The 17,834-nt window shown below is 75.5% G+C and carries 11 protein-coding genes and 1 pseudogene; 6 read left to right on the top strand and 6 right to left on the bottom strand.

The window, feature by feature from the left end; genetic code table 11:
- Nucleotides 1-68 precede the first annotated feature (68 nt).
- Complete coding sequence (locus BX266_RS33605) at nt 69-566, bottom strand: Lrp/AsnC family transcriptional regulator (RefSeq protein ID WP_099906146.1); 498 nt, start codon at nt 564-566, stop codon at nt 69-71.
- A gap of 105 nt (nt 567-671) precedes the next feature.
- On the opposite strand from BX266_RS33605, the gene BX266_RS33600 reads away from it, so the two are divergent.
- The 3 genes and pseudogenes from BX266_RS33600 (at nt 672) to BX266_RS33585 (ending at nt 3,557) form a co-directional block, all read left to right on the top strand.
- Nucleotides 672-1,961 (top strand): APC family permease, encoded by a 1,290-nt coding sequence (locus tag BX266_RS33600; protein ID WP_180290714.1) that lies wholly within the window; start codon nt 672-674, stop codon nt 1,959-1,961.
- Nucleotides 1,962-2,640: 679 nt separating this feature from the next.
- Nucleotides 2,641-3,027 carry a hypothetical protein gene (locus tag BX266_RS33590; RefSeq protein WP_099906144.1) on the top strand — a complete coding sequence of 129 codons (387 nt, stop codon included), beginning with the start codon at nt 2,641-2,643 and terminating at the stop codon, nt 3,025-3,027.
- Nucleotides 3,028-3,072: 45 nt separating this feature from the next.
- Nucleotides 3,073-3,557, top strand: a pseudogene (locus BX266_RS33585) (NUDIX hydrolase).
- Between the two features lie 86 nt (nt 3,558-3,643).
- Here the strand turns inward: BX266_RS33585 and BX266_RS33580 are convergent.
- Nucleotides 3,644-5,089 carry a glycoside hydrolase family 6 protein gene (locus BX266_RS33580; protein WP_099906142.1) on the bottom strand — a complete coding sequence of 482 codons (1,446 nt, stop codon included), beginning with the start codon at nt 5,087-5,089 and terminating at the stop codon, nt 3,644-3,646.
- A gap of 510 nt (nt 5,090-5,599) precedes the next feature.
- On the opposite strand from BX266_RS33580, the gene BX266_RS33575 reads away from it, so the two are divergent.
- The 3 genes from BX266_RS33575 (at nt 5,600) to BX266_RS33565 (ending at nt 8,785) form a co-directional block, all read left to right on the top strand.
- Entirely contained in the window at nt 5,600-7,228 is a 1,629-nt protein-coding gene (locus tag BX266_RS33575; protein ID WP_180290713.1) for an NAD(P)/FAD-dependent oxidoreductase, read from the top strand.
- 290 nt (nt 7,229-7,518) lie between these two features.
- On the top strand, nt 7,519-8,025 hold the full coding sequence (locus tag BX266_RS33570) for a YbhB/YbcL family Raf kinase inhibitor-like protein (RefSeq protein WP_099906138.1): 507 nt from the start codon (nt 7,519-7,521) through the stop codon (nt 8,023-8,025).
- A 52-nt stretch (nt 8,026-8,077) separates the two neighbouring features.
- A complete protein-coding gene (locus BX266_RS33565) occupies nt 8,078-8,785 on the top strand; it encodes a DUF6193 family natural product biosynthesis protein (RefSeq protein WP_099906135.1) in 708 nt (235 codons plus the stop codon).
- Nucleotides 8,786-8,914: 129 nt separating this feature from the next.
- Here BX266_RS33565 and BX266_RS33560 read toward each other — a convergent pair whose 3' ends face one another.
- Genes BX266_RS33560 through BX266_RS40375 form a run of 4 tightly spaced genes read right to left on the bottom strand, consistent with a single transcriptional unit; the run spans nt 8,915 to nt 16,910 of the window.
- The gene (locus BX266_RS33560) at nt 8,915-10,207 is read right to left on the bottom strand and encodes an SUKH-4 family immunity protein (protein ID WP_180290712.1); all 1,293 of its coding nucleotides are present in this window, start codon (nt 10,205-10,207) and stop codon (nt 8,915-8,917) included.
- A 58-nt stretch (nt 10,208-10,265) separates the two neighbouring features.
- On the bottom strand, nt 10,266-12,107 hold the full coding sequence (locus tag BX266_RS33555) for a hypothetical protein (protein WP_099906131.1): 1,842 nt from the start codon (nt 12,105-12,107) through the stop codon (nt 10,266-10,268).
- A gap of 29 nt (nt 12,108-12,136) precedes the next feature.
- A complete protein-coding gene (locus tag BX266_RS33550; RefSeq protein ID WP_099906129.1) occupies nt 12,137-14,311 on the bottom strand; it encodes an SUKH-4 family immunity protein in 2,175 nt (724 codons plus the stop codon).
- A gap of 46 nt (nt 14,312-14,357) precedes the next feature.
- Nucleotides 14,358-16,910 (bottom strand): toxin glutamine deamidase domain-containing protein, encoded by a 2,553-nt coding sequence (locus BX266_RS40375; RefSeq protein WP_259465194.1) that lies wholly within the window; start codon nt 16,908-16,910, stop codon nt 14,358-14,360.
- Nucleotides 16,911-17,834: the final 924 nt, after the last annotated feature.

The following is a 17,834-nucleotide window of genomic DNA, read 5'->3' as shown; positions in this document are numbered from 1 at the left end:
CTACCCCCGGGTGGAGCAGGTCGGCCCCGGGGCCCGGCTGCTGCCACAACTCCTCTGCCGGCGCTGCGTCACCGCCCGCCGCGTCCGGCCGGCCAGCGGTCCAGCGGGAGGGGGCCGCGGGAGCGGACGGTGCGGATCGCGAAGGTCGACCGGGCGTCCCGGACCGGGCCGATGGCGAGGATGTCGTCCAGCAGCACCTGCTCGTAGGCGGCGAGGTCGGGCACGGCCACCTCGACCAGGAAGTCCGCCTCCCCGGAGACCACGTGGCAGGCCACCACGGACGGGATCGCGCACAGCTTCTCCTCGATGTGCCGCGAGGTCTCCCGGGAGTGCTGCTCGACCCGCAGCGCGATGAACACCGTCAGCCCCAACCCGACGCTGTCCCGGTCGAGTTCGGCCCGGTACCCGGCGATCACGCCGTCCGCCTCCAGCGCCTTGGTCCGGCGCAGGCAGGAGGACGGGGAGAGCCGGACGGCGTCGGCGAGGTCGACGTTGGCGGTGCGGCCGTTCCGCTGGAGGTGCTCCAGGATGGCACGATCGATACGGTCGTACGAGTTACTCGGCATATCGTGCACCCTAGCGGGCCGGTCGCGGCACGATCTGCCGTTCCGGGGCTCCGGCGGGGCGGAATTCGCCAGCGCGTGCCGCGCGATCCGGGCCATGATCGAGCCATGACCGACACCGCGGCAGCAACCCGCGCCCAGCCGTCCTCCTCCCGGCCGACCCCGTCCCAGCTGTCCACCGCCGGGGCGTCCGCGCTGTACATCGGCGCCCTGCTCGGCCCGAGCCTGCTGCTGCTCCCGGGCCTGGCCGCCCGGGCGGCCGGCCCCGCCTCGCTGCTGGCCTGGCTGGCCCTGCTCGGCCTGTCCGGCCTGATCGCCGCGGTGTTCTGCGGGCTCGGCACCCGCCTCGGCTCGACCGGCGGCGTGGCCGGGTACACCGCCGCGGGCCTCGGCACCCGGGCCGGGCGGGCCGCCGGCTGGTGCTTCCTGGCGGGCGTGGTCGCGGGCGCGCCGGTGGTCTGCCTGATCGGCGGCAGCTACGCGGCGGCGGCGATCGGCGCCGACGAGGGGACGGCCGTCCGGGCCGGCATCCTCCTGCTGGCCCTGGTGCTGGCGATCCGACTGCTCGGGGTGCGCACCGGCGCGGGTCTCCAACTGGTGCTGGTCTCCGCCCTGGTGGGCCTGGTGCTGTTCGCGGTGCTCGGCTCCGCGCCGGCCGCGAAGGCCGCGCACTGGACGCCGTTCCTGCCGCACGGCTGGACGGGCGTCGCGCAGGCCGCACCGCCGCTGATGTTCGCCTTCGTCGGCTGGGAGGCCGCCGCCTCGCTCACCACCCGGCTGCGCGACCCTCGCCGGCAGCTGCGCCGGGTGGTGCTGATCGCCTTCCTGGTCACCTCGCTGCTCTGCCTCGGGCTGGCCGCCGCGACCGTCGCCGTCCTCGGCCCCGGCGCGGGCGGCTCGGTCCCGCTCGCCGACCTGATGCGGGCCGCGATCGGCGGCCGGGGCGCCCTGCTGGCCGCGGGCGCGGCCCTGGTCCTCACCCTCGCCGCCACCAACACCTACCTGACGGGGGCCGCCGCGCTGCTCGACGCCCTGCTCCCGTCCGGCGCCGCCGCCGGCCGCCGCGGCTCGCCGGCCGTCGTCGCCGCGACCGCCGTCACCGGCATCCCGCTGGTCGCCCTGGTCGGCTCCGGCGTCCTGACCACCTCTCAGCTGGTGTCCGTGCCCACCGCGCTGTTCCTCAGCGTCTACCTCGGCTGCCTCGCCTCGGCCGTCCGCGTCCTGACCGGACCCGCTCGGCTCGCCGCCGCGATCTGCTGCCCCGCCGTGCTGGCCCTGCTGCTCGGCACCGGCTGGCCGGTCCTGGCCGCCGCCGCGGTCGCCCTCGCGGCTGCCGCGCTCCCCACCCGACCGCGCCGGGCCGCCGCCACCGCGCCGGCACCCGCGGATCCGAACTGACGCTCGCTGCCCGCTCGTCCGTCCCGCCAGCGAGCGGAACCTTTCACCGCCGAGTGGGGTTTGGGTGCGAACCGCCACCCGGTCCCACTCGGCTTTCGGATCATCGGCCCATGGACCATGCCTCCGGCGCATTCCCGCTGCCCCTGCCGCAGCTTCCCCAACTCCCGCACCTGCCCCACCTCCCGCACCTTCCGCACGTCCCCCTGCCGCCTCGGCCGCCGCACCCCCACCCGCCGCCATGGCCGTGCCCCTCCCCTACGCCCACACCCACGCCCATGCCCACACCCACGCCCATGCCCACACCCACGCCGACTCCGCCACCCCCGTCCCCCTCCCACCATGCGAGCGCGCCACCGGCGCCGGCACCGACGGCCAGCTCCGTGGGGCATCCGACGCCACGTCAGACCCCGTCCCACGCCCAGCCCCCGGCGCCCGCGACCACCCTCCGGGCCGCACCCGCACCGGTACCACCGCCGACCGTCTCCCCCTCGCCCGCGCCCGCTGCGCTGCCGTCGGCCACTGCTTCGACCGCGGTGGCCGCCCCGCCGCCGGACCTCCCGGCCCGGCCTGGCGTGATCGAACCCTCGGTCTGGGCCACCGTCATGATCGTCACCGTCCTGCTGCCGGCCGCGCTCGCCGCGCTCGCGGGCCAGCACTTCGTGCACTCCAGGAGGAGCCGATGAATCCCGTTCCCCTGCTCGGGGCCCTCGCCGCGATGGCGCTGGCGGTCGGCTCCCTCGCGGTGGCCCACCGCGTGCGGCCCGAGGTCCCGGAGGGCGAGCCGTACCCGGAGCCGCACCCCACCCTGGGCGCGATCGGCTCCGGCCTGCTCTCCGGCTTCACCCTGCTCACCGGGTTCCTGATCGCCACCGGCTGGGCCGCGCACAGCACCGGGATCGTCCCGCCCGACGGCCTCTACCTCGCCGACCTGGCCGCCGGCGCCGCCGTCCTGCTCTACCCCGCCCTCGCCGGCCTGCCGTTCACACCCCGGTACGTCACCTCGGTGTGCCTGTTCGGGCTGCTGGTCGGCTACGTGATGGTGACGGCCGTTCAACTCCGGCCGTGAATCCCGCCGCCCGTCCCGCCGGCGCCGTCTGCGATCCTGGCGGACGTGAGCGAACCGGTGGAGCGGGTGGACGAGCAGGATCGCGTCATCGGCGTGGTGGACCGGGGCGAGGCCATCCGCGAGGGGTGGCTGCACCGGATCGCCACCATCGTCTGCCGCGACCCCGCGGCCGGTTCCTGGTCCACCGCCGCCCCGACGACGTCCCGCTGTTCCCGGGGCGCCTCAACTGGATGTTCGGCGGCGCAGTGGGCGTCGGCGAGTCCTACCAGGACGCTGCCGCACGGGAGTTGGCGGAGGAGCTCGGCATCGTTGCCCGGCCCCGCCCGGTCTTCACGTTCCGGTGCCGGGGCGCGGTCAGCCCGTACTGGATGGGCGTCCACGAAGTCCTGGTCACCACGCCGGTCCGGCCCGATCCGTCCGAGATCGCCTGGTGCGACTGGCTGACCGAACCCGAACTCCTCGCCCTCGCCCGCGACCCGTCCTTCGTCCCCGACGCCCGCGAGGCCCTCACCCGCTACCGCGCCCGCTGAGCCGACGGTCTGCAGCTCCCCCGGGGCGCGGAAGGGCCCCGCCGGCCCACGGGTGGGGGTGGCCGGCGGGGCAGGGGGAGGATGGCTCAGGCAGTGGTGCAGGTGCTGCCGTTGACCGTGAAGGCGGTCGGGGCGGTGTTGTTGGAGCCGTAGGTCGCCTGCACGCCGAAGCTGGTCGACGCGCCGGCCGCCAGGGCGCCGTTGTAGCCGAGGTCGGTCGCGGTCACCACGGCCCCGCTCTGGCTGACCTTCGCGTTCCAGCCGCTGGTGATCTTCTGGTCACCGGGGTAGGTCCACTTGACCGTCCAACCGGAGATCGCCGCGCTCCCGGTGTTCTTCACCGTGACGTCGGCGGTGAAGCCGCCGGCCCACGAGTTCGCCCGGTACGCGACCGAGCAGGAGGCGTTGCCGGTCGGCGGCTGCGAGGTCGGCGGCTGCGACGTCGGCGGCTGGCTGGTCGGCGGCTGCGAGCTCGGCGGCTGGGTCGACGGGGACGGCGAGGAGACCACCGGGTCGGGCGCGTTCACCGCCAACTGGTAGGCGATGTCCGGCACGAAGGTTCCGGCCGCGGCGGCGCAGCCGTCGGCCTCGCCCGGCGGCTTGATCCACAGGAAGGCGTCGATCGCGGTGTCACCGGTCGCGGCGCTGGGGTAGTTGCCGATCTTCCGCCCGGACGGGTCGCACCAGGCGCTGCCCGCCGGGCCGTTGCCGTTGCGGCTGGTGTCGATGACGGCGTGCAGGTTGCCCGGGTTGCCGAGGGAGCTCAGCACGTTGTGGGCGAAGGAGCTCTCGCTGGAGGTGGTGTTGAAGTTGGAGACGTTGGTGAAGAAGCCGTCCGAGTTCAGCACGCCCGCGCTGCGCAGCCGATTGGCCTGCTCGCCGGGGGAGTTCCAGGTCGAGTGCCCGCCGTCGAGGTAGACCTTGGCGTTCGGGTTGGCGGCGTGGATGGTGCCGACGGCGCGGGACAGCGAGGCGAACCGGTCGTTCTGCTGCTGGGCGCTCAGGCAGGTGGTGAGCGCAATGGAGTCCGGCTCCAGCACCACGACGGCCCGCGAACTGCCCAGGCCGGCCGCGAACTTGGTGACCCAGGCGTCGTACGAGGCGAGGTCGGGCGCGCCGCCGGCGGAGGCGCCGCCGCAGTCCCGGTTGGGGATCATGTAGGCCACCACCACCGGCACCTGGCCGGCCTGCGCGGCCGCCGAGGTGACCGCGCGGACGTCGGAAGTGACGGTGTCGGGGCGGTAGTTGGCGAACCAGATGCCCTGCGGCTGGCTGGCGATCCGCTTGGAGATCACCTGCGTCCGGGAGTCGCCGGGGTTGGCGGCGACCCACCTGACGGCCTGCGAGGTCGGGTCCCTGTAGAACTGCGTGTCCGCGGGCAGGCTGCCCTGCACCGCGGCGCCGGCACCGCTCTGGGTGGCCACGACCAGGCCGACGGCCGAGACGGCTGCCGCGAGGGCGAGGGCGGTGGCGCGGCGGCCCGGCCGGGCGAGCGCCGCGGCGGTGCCGCGGTGGGGGTCGGGGGTGTGCACGGTGTCCTCCGTGGGGTCGCTCTCGGGTGGGAGAGACGGCCGGCCGCCAGGTGGGGGCGGGCTGACCGGGGCCGATGCGGGAACCGAAGCGTGGGAGCGCTCCCGCAGCGAACCGCGGCCGATGCTAGCGCCCCGAACCGCTTCAGCGGCAGGCTCCGCGCACCACCAACCTGCCGTCGCCCCGCTGCGCCCTGCCGCCGCCGCCGTACCGCGCCCTGACGCCCCGTCCACCGCCCCACCTGGCCCCACCCCAGTGCTTCGTGGACGCCCGAACGCCCTCCCGACACCCCCTCCCCCGCCCGGCCGAGCCGCGAAAGTTTCACGAAAGCCGTCGAATTCCGGGCTCCGCCGCAGCTCCGCCCATCGAACGGGTACGTCTTCCGCGGCCGTTCAGGTGACCGCCACCGCCCGGGCGTGCCTTCCGCCCCGACAGCTCGGTTGGCCCTGCGTGCTGAGTCTCCCCCCGCCCGTCCCGCTTGCCCCGTCGACCGCTCGCCGGCGGTGGTGGCGGTGACCGACCGGGTGGTGGTGGGCCGTCGGCTGTCGGCCGACGCGGTGACGGACGCGTACGACGCGGTGGTGATCGGGTCCGGCGCCGGCGGGCTGACCACGGCCGTCTGCCTGGCCCGGCAGGGGCGCCGGGTCGCCGTGTTCGAGCAGCACTACACGGCGGGCGGCTACACCCACGCCTACCGGCGGCGCGGCTGGGAGTGGGACGTCGGCATCCACTACGTCGGCCAGTTGACGCCGCGTGAGCCCGTCCGGGTGCTCTCCGACTACCTGACCGGCGGCGTCCTGAAGTGGGCCCCGCTCGGCGACCCGTACGAGGAGTACCGGCTGGCCGGGGAGGTGCACCGGGCACCGGTCGGCTTCACCGCCTACCGGGCCGAGTTGCTGGCCCACTTCCCGGCCGAACGGGCCGGCATCGAGGCGCTGTTCAGGCTGGTCGGGCGCTGCCGAGCCGTGCTGCCTGCGCTCGCCCTGGGCCGGCTCTCCGGCCCCGTGGTGCGGCGGCTGGCCCGGCTGCTGCGGGCGGCGGCCGTACCGGCCGAGGCGATGGACCCGGCACGCGAGGTGGTCGAGCGGCTGATCGGCGACGAGCGGCTGCGACAGGCGGTCCTCACCCGCAGCGCCCTGCTGCTGGCCGACTCCACCGCCCGACTCCCGTTCTTCCTGCTCGCCGTGATGTTCGACCACTTCCGGACCGGCGCCTGGTACCCCGTCGGCGGCAGCGCCGCGATCGCCCGGTCGATGCTCGCCCCGATCCGGGCCGCGGGCGGCGAGGTCTTCGTCCGGGCACCGGTCGCCCGGATCGAACTCGACGGCGCCCGCGCGACCGGCGTGACCCTGGCCGACGGCACCCGCGTGCACTCCCCGGTGGTGGTCAGCGCGGCCGGGGCGCACCACACCTACCGCACCCTGCTGCCGCAGCGGGCCGCCGCCGACGCGGACCGCCTCGACGCCATGCGGCGGGGCTTCCCGTTCGTGGTGCTCTTCCTCGGCCTGGACGGCGACCCGGCCGAACTCGACCTCCCCCGGCAGAACCTGCTCGTGACCGACGGCGACTGCGACGCCTTCTTCGACGGCACCGGCGGCCGAACCAGCGGGGCGTTCCTCTCCTTCGCCTGCGCCAAGGACCCGACCTGGACCGCCCGCCACCCCGGCCGGTCCACCGGCGAGATTCTCGCCTACGTCAACCCCGAGCTCTTCGCCCCCTTCCACGGCTCCCGCTGGCGCGACCGCGACCCCGCCTACCTCGCCCTGAAGGCCGAACTCACCACCCACCTCCTCGACCGGCTCCACCACCACCTCCCCCGCACCCGGGGCCGGGTGGCCTTCCACGAACTCGGCACCCCCCTCTCCGCCGAACACTTCACCGCCTGGCCCGACGGCAGCCTCTACGGCCTCGCCAAGGACACCACCGCCTTCGGCACCCACCGCCACCCCGGCCTCGCCGACTGGATCCGCCCCCGCACCACCGTCCCCGGCCTCTACCTCTCCGGCCAGGACTGCCTCGCCGGCGGCTTCCTCGGCGCAGTCACCGGTGGCCTCCTCGCCGCCCACGAAGCCCTCGACCGCCCGGGCCGCACCAGCCTCTGGACCGGCCTCCTCAAGCAAGGCCTCCGGCCGTCCCGATGACACCGCGCTTCGGCTTCGGCGATCAGCCGGAGATGCGGCGCACCCATTGACTGTTCGTCCGCGGCGCAGCGGCCGACGGCAGTCCCTCGCGCGCAGCGGGCTCGGTCTGTGGCGCCGCGGATGCTGACCTGTGCAGACCGGTGCATCAGCTTTCCGGGTGTCCAGTTTATCGGCCTGCCTGGTGCAGGACGGGTATTCGGTGGGCGTGGGCGTGTTCGTGGGCGGCTGAACTAGTCTCCGCCGGGTACCGATCACTACCGGGGAGACCAGCCACTGTGACCAGGCCACCGATGCCGCACGACTTCCAGCGTCCCGTGCCGGCGTTCACCGTCACCAGCGCGGACCTGACCGAGGGCGGCACGCTGCGGCCGGCCCAGGTCTTCGAGGGCGGGAACCTCTCGCCGCACCTCGCCTGGTCGGATGTCCCGGCGGGCACCAAGAGCTTCGCGGTGACGTGTTTCGACCCGGATGCCCCGACCGGCAGTGGGTGGTGGCACTGGGTGCTCTTCGATCTCCCGGCGGGTGTCGGCGAGTTGCCCGCGGGAGCGGGGAGCGGCGGCTTCCCGGGTCTGCCGGCCGGGGCGGTGCACGGCCGGAACGACTACGGGACCAAGGACTTCGGGGGCGCTGCGCCGCCGCCCGGGCACGGGCCGCACCGGTACGTGTTCACGGTGCACGCGCTCGGCGTGGAGACCCTGGGGCTGGACTCCGACACTTCGGCGGCGGCGATCAGCGGCACGCTCGGCTTCTTCGGCGTCGGCCGGGCCGTCCTCTGCGCGCGCTACGAGAACCCGTAGCAGCAGGGCGATCGGCCACCCGCCGCGCGGTGTTCGAACTACACTCCGCGCCATGACCAGCCCTGGACCCGACGCAGCGGCCGAGGCCGCGGCCCTCGGCGCCGAAATCGCGCGGGCCGCCGCCGAGGCGGGCGTCCGGCTGCCCGAACCGACCCGACTGCACCGGCGCTCGGCCGAATTCACTGGCGGCCCGCAGGATCCGAGCGCCGGTCAGGCCCAGCTCAGGTGGTGGGGGCCGGTGCCGGGGGTGCACGTGACGCTGCGGCGGGGTCTGGCGACGCTCGCGCAGGGACGCACCGAGGATCTCGTGGCGGCGGTCCGGGCCACGGCGGCCTGGCTGGCGGGGACGGACCTGGCGGGCACGCGCGAGGTCGCGCCGTTCCTGGAGGTCCGCGACTGGGCGTTCGCGCACGAGCGGGAGCCGCTCGGCCGGGTCGAGTTGAGGTGGCGGGTGCGCCTCCAGCACCTCGACAGCGACCTGGCGCGGTTCCCGCAGAGCGCACGGGCGCTGTGGGAGGCCGCGTTCGCCGAGCCGCGACTGCGCCGGCTGTTCCCGGTGACCAGCCATCACGTCCTCTGGTTCTCCAGCTCGGCGACACTCCCGTTCGAGCGGGTCGGCGGAGCGGTCGACCCGCTGCACTCCGGGGCGTACTTGGTGCACCAGCGGGGCGGCGAGACCGTCACCGTCGACACCGCCGAGGAGGCGGTCGCGCTGGTGGTGGCCTCGCTCCCGACCGTCCCCGGCGGGGCTGGGCCTTGACGGAGCGTGCCTGTCCCCTGCCCTGGGGGTCGCACCGCGCACCAGGGCCTGGACCTGACCGATGCCGACCTGGCCGGCCGTGCGGTCTCCTCGCTGCGGGGAGGACTGCACGGGCCGGCCGGTACGGCGTCAGAGCAGGCCGTCCCAGAGCTGTTCGACGATGACGGCCCACCAGTTCTCGGGGTCGGTGAACACGGTGCCGTCGACGGCGGCGAGTTCGCGCTGGAACGCGTCGACGGCCGCTCCGGCGGCTTCCGGGGTGAGGCCGCGGAGGGCGGGGTGGCGGGAGGCGAGCAGGGCGAGGCAGCGCAGGTAGGACGCGAGGTCGCTGTTGAGGTAGCGGCCGCTGCCGGTGTCGGGGTCGACGGCCCAGATCCGGCCGATGCCCGCGCCGGTGCCGGTGCCGCCGTCGCCGCACTGGACGGCGATCAGGGCCCGGCCGTCGGTGCCGAGGACCCGGTAGTAGGCGAGCAGGGCGCGGGTGCGCTCGGGAACCCGGGCGCCCCGGCCGGTGGCGGCCAGGTGACCCGCCGCGTCGGGCAGTTCGGACAGTTCGGGCAGGGCGTGGAAGAACTCGGGGACCTCGACGGGCAGTCCGGCCGCCGCGAGGGTGGCGGGGACCCCGGCAGGGAGGTCCCCGACCGGGCGTCGGACGCCGTCGGGGCCGAACTGCTCGGCCAGTTGCTGCGCCAGTGCCTGGTCGGTCACGGTGGGGGCAGCGGGCACTGCGCGCGGGAAGGGCACCCGGTTGGGTCGGGTGGGCAGCGGGCGGCCGGACCGGCGGAAGGTGGCCTCGGTGGTGTCGGTGAGGGCGCGGACGGCGGCGGCGCGGCGGTCGTAGCGCGGGCCGTAGTCGTGGCCGTAGTCGAAGGTCGCGACCGGGAGTTCGGCGAGCAGCACGGAGGCGCAGTAGCCGCCGGGGAGTTCACAGGGGCGCAGGTCGGTGTAGACGGAGAGCACGTCCTCCGGGCGGACGCCCTGCTGTTGGAGGGTGCGCCAGGCGCGCAGTTCGGGGTGGCCGAGGCCGGGGGTGGAGAGCTGGAACAGGCTCTGCTGCTCGCCGTCGGCGTCCCGGTAGGTGAGGACGGCGGAGCCGCCCGGGCCGGTGGCCGGCGGGCGGCTCGGGTCGTGGCTGCCGGCGCCGAGCTTGTCGCGGTAGAGCTGGACGACCTCGTCGACGGGGACGGAGGGCCAGTGGGTGAGTTCGCCGGTCTCCCGGTCGACGACGGCGCACGCGGTGCCGATGTCGGCGGGGGCGCGGCGCTCGCCGACGGGCCGGTCCTGCTCCTCGGCGGCGGGCGCCGGCCAGAGCACCCAGCCGAGGTCGAACTCGTGCACGCCGATCCGGTGCCACTGCTCCTCGGGCCGGGCACCGTTGATCCAGCGGTGGGCCGCCTCGATGGCCTGCTCACGGGTCGTCACGCGGTCGTTCTCCTTCGGGGCACGGTGGTCGGTGTTCACGGTAGTCGACGGGCGCCGGTCAGCGGCCGGACGGGTCGGCCTGGGCGGGCACGAGGGCTTCGACCGGCAGGTCGACGGCGGTGACGCCGCGGCTGTCGGCGAGCAGCAGCAGTCCGGAGGGGGTGAGGTCGGCGCCGGCCAGCGGCCCGTCGGTGAGCACGGCGGCGATGGGTCCCCGGGCGGTGCCGTCGGGGCGGCGGCGCCAGACCCGGACGTAGTCGCCGCCGGTGCTGAGGGCCAGCGGGGTGGAGCCGCGCTGCTCGTCGTCGGGGCGGGCCAGCTGGGTGGCGTCGCCGTCCCAGGGGGTGCCGGTGAGGGCCTCGAAGGCCACCAACTCGGCTTCTGTGCCGGGTCGGTGGGCGACCAGCAGGTGGCTTCCGTCGGGGTGCACGGCGGTGGTGACCGCGGTGACGCCGGCCAGCGGGCGGGTCCACCGGGTGCGCCAGGGGAGGTCGAGGCCGGCGAGGTCGAGAGCGGCGAGGCCGTCCTGCCGGGCGCCGTGGTCGAGCAGGGCGGCCCGCTGTTCGAGGCCGAGCTCGTGACGGGCGAACAGCGGGGCGAGGCGCTGCCAGGTGCGGCCCAGTGGCGGCAACTCGGCTCCGCTGGCGGCGAGTTTGTCGACGGCGGCGCGCAGCCGGTGCGGTTCGGCGTGCAGCAGGAAGCCGGGGTCGGCGAGCAGGTCGGCGAGCAGTCCGCCCTCCAGCGCGTGACCGGCGAGCTGTTCGCGGACGTAGGGCGCGGCGTCGGCCCAGTGCTGCCGGTCGACGGTGGCGAGCAGGGCGGCGGCGATCCGGCGCTGGACCTCGCGGACGGTGCTGGTGAGGCGTTCGCGGATCTCGTCGGCGACGGCGGGGTGGACGATCCGGACGGCGGGCGGGCGGCCGTCGGCGGTGACCAGGTCGAAGAACGGCAGCAGCAGGTCGCGTCCGGCGGCGAGTGCGGGGGCGAGGTTCTTGCCGGCGACGGCGGTGGCGACGGGGGCCCACAGGTCGAGCGGCAGGGGTTCGCCGGGGCCGGCCATGGCGAGCGGGGCGAGCAGGCGGCGCAGGGTCAGCTCGTCGCTGCCGCAGTGTTCGGCGTGCAGGTCGAGGGCGTCGCCGGGGGTGCGCGGCAGCGGCACGGGGTGCGAGGGTGCGGCGAGCGCGGACCAGGTGGCCAGTCGGATCACCAGCGGGCTGCTCGCGACGGCCGCCAACTGGCGGGCGACGGCGGGCTGTTCGATCCGGAGTTGGGCTTGGCGGAACAGCGCCTCGGGGTCCCGCCAAGGGTCCTGGTCGAGGTCGATGACGAGCAGTCGGTCTTCGGGGACGTCCTTGGCGAGGCGTTCGGCTTCGGCGCGCGGCAGGTCGGCGAGCAGCCGGACGCCGGGGGCGAGGGCGAGCGGCAGCAGGACCTCGGTAGTGACCCGGGCGGGTTCGTCGGTGCCGGGCAGGGCGCCGGCCCGGTCGGTGTCGGCGAGGACGACGGTCTCGGGCCGCTCGGGGGTGCCGAGGCCGGCCAGCAGGGCGGGCAGGTCGGCGGCGCGGTCGGTGCCGGGCGCGTAGTGGTCGGCGAGCAGCCAGCGGAGTTGGACGGCGGTCAGTCCGGTGGCGTCGAAGACCGGCGGGGCGGGCAGGTCGGCGGGCGGGACGGTGGCGGGGTCGAGGGCCGCCGTGTCGATCCGGTCGCGGTGGGCGGGGTCGCAGAGCATCAGGAAGCCGGTGAGCAGCCGGGTGCGGCCGCTGCCCCGGTCGCCGGTGAGCAGGACGGTGCGCGGGGCGCCGGCCGTTCCGGCCCGCCAGGCCGCCAGGGCGCGCAGCGCTGCCGTCCGTCCGCCGAGGTGCGGGTGGGGCTGGTGGACGGTGGTGCCGGTGTCGCTCACTTCTGGTCTCTCCGGGAGGGTGGGGTGGGTCAGGCCCAGGTGTCGGGTTCGAGGACGTGCTGCCAGCTGTCGGTGGCGACGGCGGCGGGGTCGACGCCGGCGAGTCGGACGGCGAGTTCGGCGAGCAGTTCCGCGCGGTCCAGCTCGCCGGGCCGGTACACCGTCAGGTACTGCTGCTGGAGGGCGACCATGGTCAGGAAGGCGTGCAGGCCGGTGCCGATCAGCGGTTCGCGCGGGAGGGCGCGTTCGGGCCAGTCGGCGGGGATCATCCGCAGCACCCGGCCGTCGGCGCCGTCGAGCACCAGGTCGGCGCCGACCCAGCCGCCGATCAGGTGGAACGGGCCCGCGCCGGGCGGCTGTTCCGCGCCGGGCCAGGGCGACCAGGGGCGGGCGGGCAGGCCCTGGTCGGGGGCCAGCCAGTAGCCGCTGCGGCTCTCCACGGACGGCAGGCCGACGGTGGCGAGCAGTTCGCGGGCCGAGGCATCGGCGATCCCGTCCGGCACCGGGTCGATCCGGTGCAGCCGCTCGGCGCCGAAGGTCCGCGCGAGCAGGTCGGGGAGCGGAGGCAGCGCGGCGGGGTCGAAGTGCCGGGCCCGCAGCCGGACGTAGCGGCCGACCCGGGTGGCGGGCTGCCGGGGGTGCGGGTCGAGCCGCGTGGGGTCGAGGCGGACGGCGTACGCGCCGCGAACGTCGGCGAGGACCAGCAACTCGCCGACCGCACCGGCCCGTTCGGCGTCGGGGTGGTGGAAGGTGCCGAGCGGCTTGGCGGCCTCCGCGTCCGCGTCCGGGTCCAGCACCTCGGTGCGGCGCACGGCCGGACGGACCGTCAGCGTGGCTGCCCCGGTGCGCCGCAGGTCCTCCGGGTCCTCGGTGAAGGGGCCGCCGAGCAGTTCGCCGGTGGCGGCGTCGCGGACGAACCGGATGCCGTCCTCGTCCTCGGTGAGCACGGCCGGCGCGCCCCGGTACTCGGCGGCGACGACCTCGCACACGTCGGCGCGGTGCCAGGGCTCGATGGGCGGGGCGAACTCGCCGTTGGGACGCCAGTGCGCCCAGGCGGTGCGGAACAGCAGCGGCTCGGGGCTGGCGGCGGCCAGCGTCTCGGCGCGGTCGAACTGGCCGCGGGTGCAGGCGTCGTGCGCCAGCCGGGCGACCCATTCGCCGTGCGGCGCGCCGGCCAGGCCGTAGCCCGCGAGGTAGCTCAACTCGGCCGCGCGGGTGCCGTGTTCGGCGGCACGGCCCCCGTTCGCGCCCTCGCCGTCCCGGTACGCGGCCTGCAGGCCGTCGACCAGGGCGTCCTGCGGGATCCGGGCCAGCGCGCGGGCGTCGGCCAGCAGTTCCTCGAACTTCCCGGCGGCCGCGGCGTGGCCGGGCAGCGAACGGGCGGCCCAGTCGGCGGGCTCGGCGGCCAGCAGGCGCTCCGTCATCCGGGCGTGGAAGGCGACGGACTGCTCGGCCGGGTAGCGCAGCGCCTCGGCCAGCGCGGGGCCCTTGACGCCCACCCCGTCCGCGTCCTGCACCACCCACCGCGGGTCTGCCGCCCAGTCCGTCAACTGCCGCCCCGCGACCGGCAGTTGAGCGGCCTTGCAGAGCGCCGCCCAGCCGTCCAGCGGGACCCGGCGCAGCCGGGCGTTGGCGAGCGCCCGCACCGCCGCGACCGCGTCGGACGGCAGTGCCGCCTCCAGCGCGCGCAACTCCTCCGGGCCCTGGCCGTCCGTCAGCCGGAGCACGTCCTCCCAGTACTTCGGCGACGGCTCGGCGGGCAGCTCAGGGGTCCGGGTCTGCTCCACCACCAGCCGCAGCCGACCCTGCCGGGTGGCGGCCGCCAGGCCGTCGATCAGTGCCTGCAGCCGGACCGGCTCGTAGCCGTCGACGTACCGGCCCGCCCGCTCGGCGTTGGCGATCAGCAGGGTGCGTTCCTTCTTCTCCTTCAGCAGCGCCTGCCGCAGCACCGGCCAGCCGCCGTCCGGGCGGCGGCGCAACAGGCCGGTGCGGTCGGCGAGTTCGGCCACCACGGACTCCATGGTCCGGCCGGCCGCGTCGATCAGGACCGCCTCCGGGTCGGCGGCCGCGATCCCGGCGAGCACCGCGGTGCGCCCGCTGCCCGCCGGGCCGCACACGTGGAGCAGGCCGCGGCCGGCGTCCCGCAGGCGTTCGGCCCCGGCGGCGACCGCCGCCCGCACTGCCGCCTCGTCCTGTCCGGTCATCCGGCCACTCCCTTGCTCTTGCCCGTCGTTCCCGTGCGGCCGCCGCTCAGTGCTGCTCCATCTCCAACCAGATCCGGCCCACCTCCGAGACGTGGTTGCCGAAGTCCTGGTCCATCTGCTGCTTCGGCGTCAGACCCGTGCTCGGGTCGGCCACGTCGGAGCCGTCGCCCTTGCGGTACCCGGTCGCATAGTAGACCGGCACCCCTTCGTGATCCCGGGACAAATAGCCGGAACAGTCGGCGTGGCCTGCACCGATACCGCACGGCTCGCGCTCGGTGTACAGGCTGAGCACCTCCGGCTGGTCCGCCTGCTCCCGGGTGCTCTTCAGGTTTTCCATCCACCCGCCGAGGTGGGTCTCGGAGTGCAGCGGCGAGATCCCGGCCCGCGCCTTGCTGGGCGGCACCGAGCTGTCCACCACGAAGCTGACCTCATTGGTCTTCGGGTCGTACACCTCGATCACCGCGTAGTTGCGGCCCGTGAAGTCCGGACGGTGCTCCGCGTCCTTGGTGACGGCGGCGGAGATGCTCTTCCGGTCGAACGCCTCCTTGATCGCGTCCTTGACCTCGTCGTGGTCCTCGGCCGCCTTCAGCGCCTCCGTGCCCTTCGACTTGGCGTGGTCGACGCCGCCGCGCGACTCGGTGTCGGCCTCGCCGGGCGCGGTGCCCGGCTCGGTCGGCGGGTTGTGGTACGGGTGCGCCATCGCTTCCGGGCTGGCGCCGACGCCGTGGTTCATGTGGAACTCGTGGCTCATCCGGCCCATCGCCGCGACCACCGCGCCCTGCTCGCCCGGGTGCATGTCCGAGAAACCCGGCAGCGCCGTCTCCAGCTGCGCCCGGTTGAACGTGGTCGGGTTGCCCGCCTTGCTCCGGTCCAGGACGTCGCCCAGCTGGCCGTTCTCCGCCCAGCCGTGCAGCGAGTCGTACACGTGGTCCATGTCGACCTGGCGGACCTCGTTGCTGTCGCGCAGGTCGGCCTGGTGGGCGTCGGGCGCGACGCCCAGGATCTCGTCGGTGCGGTCCTCGCGGTCGGGCAGCCGCTCGTGGTCGGTCCGGGAGTCCTCGTGGATCGGGTGGTCCGGGTCGTTGGCCCGGCGCTCCTCGATGACCTCCTTGTCCGTCTTCTTCGGCTCGGAGTCCGAGTCCGAGTCCGAGTCCATCTCGGTGTCGGAGTCGTCCTTCTTCGGCTTCTTGCTCGACGACCCCCCGTTCGCCTCGTCGTCGGACTCGTTCAGGCCGTGCTTCTTGCCCGCCGGGTCCTCGGGCCGCCGCTCCGACTGGTCCGGGCGGTGGTCCGGGGCCCCGTCGGACGGCAGCGGACGGCGGTCGCCGTCCAACGGGATCGCGAACACCCCGTGCTCGCCGTCGTGCAGCGGCTTGTCGCTGCGCTGACCGGTCTGGTTGTCGAGGTAGGTGATCTTCCCGTCGTGGTTCACCACGTTCCAGGCGTGCGCGCGCCCGTTGGCGTCCTGCGTGATGATCACCGCCTGCGAGCCGTGCCCGGCGTCCCGCAGCTGGTCCTCGATCCGCCGGAACGCCGGATCCCCGTTCCCCATGTCCCGGAACGGCGCCCCGAGCTGACGCTCCGCCCGGTCCCGCCCGCCGGCCTCGCCGTCCGGCCCCGCCTCACTGCGCGGAGCCGCCGCCGTCGGATTCCCGCTGTACGTGTCCGCCGTCGAAAGCGCCACGTCCAGACAGTTGTTGTCCCGCCCCGGAGCCCGGTGCCCGTCCCCGTTGACCGCCCCCGGCCAGTCCCCGTTCGGATCCGGATGCCGCTGCGGCGACCCGTCCGCATTCCGCGGCACCCGGCTCTCCAGGTCCGACTGATGCTGCGGATCCGGCCGCTCCAGCCCACCCGGCGTGTCGTACGGCCGACTCTCCGCGAGCGGCTGCCGCGAATCCCCGGACCGGTGGTCGTCCCCACCCGCGTCGTGCGACTCCGACGGGCCCTGCTGGTCGCCGTCGTGCGAGCGCTCCGCGTCCGCCGGGGCAGGGTGGTCGTCACCACGCGAGCCATCCGCCCGCCCCGAATCGCCCCCTGGGGCATCGGAATGCGTGCCGTCCGAGTGCGCGCCTTCGGGACGAGCACCATCAGGACGCGCACCATCAGGGTGAGCCCCATCCGGACGAGCACCGTCAGGACGGGTTCCATCCGGACGCGTGCCGTCGGGCCGCGCACCATCAGCACGCGTGCCGTCAGGACGGGTCCCATCAGGGCGCCCACCGTCAGGACGGGTCCCATCCGGACGCGTGCCGTCGGGCCGCGCACCATCAGCACGCGTGCCGTCAGGACGCCCGCTGTCTGGACGAGTTCCATCGGGCCGAGCACCATCAGGCCGCGCACCATCAGGACGCGTGCTGTCAGGGCGCGGGGTGGTGGGGCCCGGTGTGCCCGGGCGGGTGTTGTCGGGGTTGCTCGGGCGCTGGCCGAAGGCGGCGCGCGGGTCGGGCCGGTCGGCGGCGGGACGCGGGGTGAAGGTGGAGTTCCCGTTCGGCTGGTGGTCGGGCCGGGACGGGGTGGCGTTCGGTGCGCCGTGCGTCGGGCTCGGTGTGGCGGACGGGCGGCCGCCGGTACCGGGTCCGGCGTTGCTGCCGCCGGGCATCGCGCCGCCGCCCGTCGGAACGGGGCCGCCGCCCATGCCGCCGGGCGTACCGCTCGGCGCGGCGCCGTCCGGGGTCGTGCCGGGCGTGGGGACCGGGCCTTGACGGTGGTCGGAGCCGGACTGGCTGGGGCTCGCCGTCGCAGTGGCCCCGAGACCGGCCACGTCCAGGCGCGGCACGCGGGGGTTCCCGGTCGCCCCGGAGTCGCTGCCGGACGATCCGTCACCGGCCGGTGCGCCTGCGGGAACCCGCGGATCCGCACCGGCAGGCCGCTCGTGCCGCGGCCCGTCCGAACCAGCCCCACCGTGCGACCCGCCACCACCCGACGACCCCTGGTCAGGCGCTGACCCGCCGTCAGAGCGCTCGTGGTGCGGCCCGCCCGCAGGCTCGTGCCGCGGTGCCGGGATCTCCGAAGCGGCCGTCTGCGTCCGGTCCGGGCCCGGCACCCCGTCCCCGCCCCGGGGCGGATTCCCGTGCCCGTGCCCGGAAGAAGCCCCAGCCTCGTGCTCGGGCCCCCGCGGAGCAGAGCCCTCGCCCTGCCCGGCCGGACGACCCGCGTCGTGCTCCGGCCCCCGCGGAGCAGAGCCCTCACCCTGCCCCGCCGGACGACCGTCGTGCGCGGGAGCACCGTCCGGAGCCGTCCGCGACGGACCGTCGTGCGACGAACCGCTCTGCTCGGACCCCCGCGGACCCTGACCCTCGCCATGACCACCCGCACGACCCGCATCATGCTCCGGCCCCCGCGGAGCAGAGCCCTCACCCTGCCCCGCCGGACGACCGTCGTGCGCGGGTCCACCATCCGGCGCGGTCCGGGACGGACCGTCGTGCGACGAACCGCTCTGCTCGGGTGCCTGCCCGGCCGGACGGCCGCTGTCGTGCGCGGGAGCGCTGTCCGGAGCCGTCCGCGACGGACCGTCGTGCGACGA

It is taken from the genome of Streptomyces sp. TLI_171 (assembly GCF_003610255.1).
Lineage (GTDB): Bacteria > Actinomycetota > Actinomycetes > Streptomycetales > Streptomycetaceae > Kitasatospora.
Note: the sequence above shows the minus strand (reverse complement) of the source record. Positions and strands in the feature narration are given on the sequence as shown.